The organism is Microvirga sp. GN3, from assembly GCF_055792825.1.
In genome coordinates, this window is record NZ_JBVVAK010000328.1 from 1 (window position 1) to 2,843 (window position 2,843).

Consider the following 2,843-nt stretch of genomic DNA (forward strand, 5'->3'; position numbering starts at 1 on the left):
GCTTCGCCGACATCCTCACGGTTGCCTGCGCACGGCTTGGGGCCGATATGGGTTGCTAGCCCTTCATCGTGGGGGACTTTCACCTCCTACTCCTTGCCGGTCTCCCGGCGCACCGACGTATCCAGACCGACAAACACTTTGCTATTCTGCTGCATGGCTCGTCCCCTGTGCGGGAGGCTCGGCACCGGCCCATCCGGCGCAACCCTCGCTCATCGCATAGTGTGGACGAGCCACCTCCGCCGGCAACGAACATACGGTCTGCCACCTTGCCTCCATCGTTGCTCCGCGCACACGCCTGTCGATGCTGGTGGGGGTGAAGGTGATGATGCAGGCGATGGCGCCGGATCGGAACTGGCGCTGGCTGCAGGATGCCTGCAACCGGGTCCAGATCAACGTCAAGCCCAGCCGCGACAAGCGGGCCCGGATGCGGCCGACGACAGAGATCTTCGCGGCGGCAGTCGCGGAGTTGGAGCGCCTGCCTAGCGGGAGCCTATCGCTCAAGCAGGCTTTGGCCTACCGCGATGCCCTGATGCTGGCTTTGCTTGCAGCTCGCCCATTACGGGTGAAGAACTTCTCTGCCTTGGAGTTGGGGCGTCATCTCGTCGACTTGGAAGGTGGATGGCTCATCACCATTCCTTCGGAGGAGACTAAAACCCGTCAGCCAGTCAGCTTCGAGTTGCCCGGACCGCTCGTGTCCTGGTTCGCGCGCTATTTGTCCATGGTGCGGCCGCTATTTCCGCAAGCGACAGAATCGACCAAGCTGTGGCTCGGCAAGGAGGGTGTCATGCACGATGCTCGCTCTGTCTATCAGCGCATCACGAAGCTGACCCGACGGCTGTTCGGGACGCCAATCAATCCGCATCTCCTGCGCGACTGCGCCGCCTCGAGCCTTGCCGCCGTCTCGGCCGACATGGCGCGAGCGGCTGCGCCGCTGCTCGGTCACCGGCAATTCTCGACGACTGAGCGCTTCTACATCCAGGCCGACAACCTCGCGGCCAGCCGCCGCCATGGCGCCACTCTCGACCGACTCAAAGCCGCCCTGGAGGACCTGGCATGAAGCGTGCCGCCATCTATGCCCGCTATTCGAGCGAGAACCAGCGCGATGCCTCGATCGAGGATCAGATCGAGGTCTGCCGCCGCTATGCCGCGCAACAGGGGCTTCAGGTCACAACGACCTTCCAAGACCGCGCGCTCTCCGGCGCCAGCAGCAATCGTCCTGGTTACAAAACTCTGCTCACTGAGGCACGGCGCGGCTCGTTTGATGTGGTGATCGTGGAAGCCCTCGATCGCCTGGCGCGCAAGCTCTCGGATGTGGCCAGCCTGCATGACGAACTGCAGTTCCACGGCATGAGCCTGCATGCGGTCAATGTCGGCGCGGTGACGACGATGCATGTCGGCATGCTGGGTACTATGGCACAGATGTTCCTCTCCGACCTGAGGGAGAAGACGAAACGAGGTCAGTTGGGCCGGGTGCTGCAGGGGCGCGCCGCAGCTGGCAAGGCTTTCGGCTATGACGTGGTCGAGCATACCGAAAGAGGAGGGCGCGTCATCAACCCGGGTGAGGCCGCTGTGGTCGAGCGGATCTTCACGATGTTCGCCCATGGGGTGAGCCCGCGGGCGATCGCCCGGCGCCTCAATGAGGAGAGCATTCTTGGCCCCGAGAGCCGCCCGTGGCAGGACACGACCATTCGAGGTCAGAAGGAGCGCGGCACCGGCATTCTCAATAATGAGCTCTATGTCGGACAGCTGGTCTGGAACCGTTGCTCGTATGTGAAGGACCCAAGGACAGGCAAGCGTGTGGCACGCCCGAACCCGCCGGAGAGCTGGGAGCGCACGGCAGTGCCGCACCTGCGCATTATTGACGAGGCCCTCTGGCGGGAGGTGAAGCGGCGGCAGGAGAAGACAGCGTTCGAGATGGGCCGCGACGAGAGCGGCAACGCGCTCAACCGTGCCCACCGCCGCCGCTTCCTGCTCTCGGGCCTGCTGGTCTGCGGCTGCTGCGGCGCCGGTTACACGATCATGGCCAAGGACCGCTATGGCTGCGCCGGGCGGCGCTCCAAGGGCCTGTGCACGAACGACCACACAATCAGCCGCCAGGAGATCGAGGCGCGCATCCTCAAGGCCCTGAAGCAGAACCTGCTCACGCCGGAGCTGGTGGCGGAGTTCACCCGTGCCTATCAGGAGGAGGTGAACCGGCTCACGAAGGAGGCAGGTGGCAGGGCGGCAGAACTCGAATCAAAGCGCGCAGGCGTGCAGCGCAAGATCGACGGGATCATGCGCGCGATCGAGGATGGCTTGTACCAGCCGTCGATGAAGGCGCGGTTGGAAGAGTTGGAGAATGAGAAGGTCGTACTGGTCAGGCAAAAGGGTGCAAGTTCAACGCCACCAAACGTATCGGTGCATCCGAACCTCGCGACGGTTTACCGCAAGAAGGTCGAGGAGCTGGAGCAGCTATTGGACGATGCCGCCCACAGGGATGAGGCGATGGAGCTCATCCGCTCGCTGATCGAGAAGATCGAGCTCAGCCCGCGCGTCGAGGGTGGTCTCGATGCGGTTCTGCACGGCGACCTGGCGCGTATTCTGGTGTTGTGCTCGGCTGGTCAGCAGGAGGTTGAACAGCAAAAAGCCCTCCGCGCGGCTGGCGCTGGAGGGCGTTCATCGGGTTTCAGATACGACGAAGCCCTTGAGGGGGTTGTTCCTCAAGGGCTTCGATTGTCGGTGGTTGCGGGGACAGGATTTGAACCTGTGACCTTCAGGTTATGAGCCTGACGAGCTACCGGGCTGCTCCACCCCGCGCCAAGTGGGGGCCTTGATCGCGGGCGATCAAGGCGAAGTCAGCGTTT

Annotated in this window: 2 protein-coding genes, 1 tRNA gene and 1 pseudogene; 2 read left to right on the plus strand and 2 right to left on the minus strand. The window is 63.5% G+C overall.

Annotated elements, in window-relative coordinates; all coding sequences use genetic code 11:
- Positions 1-322 precede the first annotated feature (322 nt).
- Positions 323-1,057: a tyrosine-type recombinase/integrase gene (locus tag ACS5Q1_RS47345; protein ID WP_473104697.1), complete on the plus strand. Its 735-nt coding sequence runs from the start codon at positions 323-325 to the stop codon at positions 1,055-1,057.
- A pseudogene (locus ACS5Q1_RS47350) lies at positions 1,054-2,070 on the plus strand (recombinase family protein); the annotation flags it as partial. The gene ACS5Q1_RS47345 and the pseudogene ACS5Q1_RS47350, both read left to right, overlap by 4 nt.
- A gap of 381 nt (positions 2,071-2,451) precedes the next feature.
- Here ACS5Q1_RS47350 and ACS5Q1_RS47355 read toward each other — a convergent pair.
- On the minus strand, positions 2,452-2,622 hold the full coding sequence (locus ACS5Q1_RS47355; protein ID WP_473104698.1) for a hypothetical protein: 171 nt from the start codon (positions 2,620-2,622) through the stop codon (positions 2,452-2,454).
- A gap of 97 nt (positions 2,623-2,719) precedes the next feature.
- Positions 2,720-2,796: transfer RNA gene (locus ACS5Q1_RS47360), tRNA-Met, on the minus strand.
- Between the last annotated feature and the right edge of the window lie 47 nt (positions 2,797-2,843).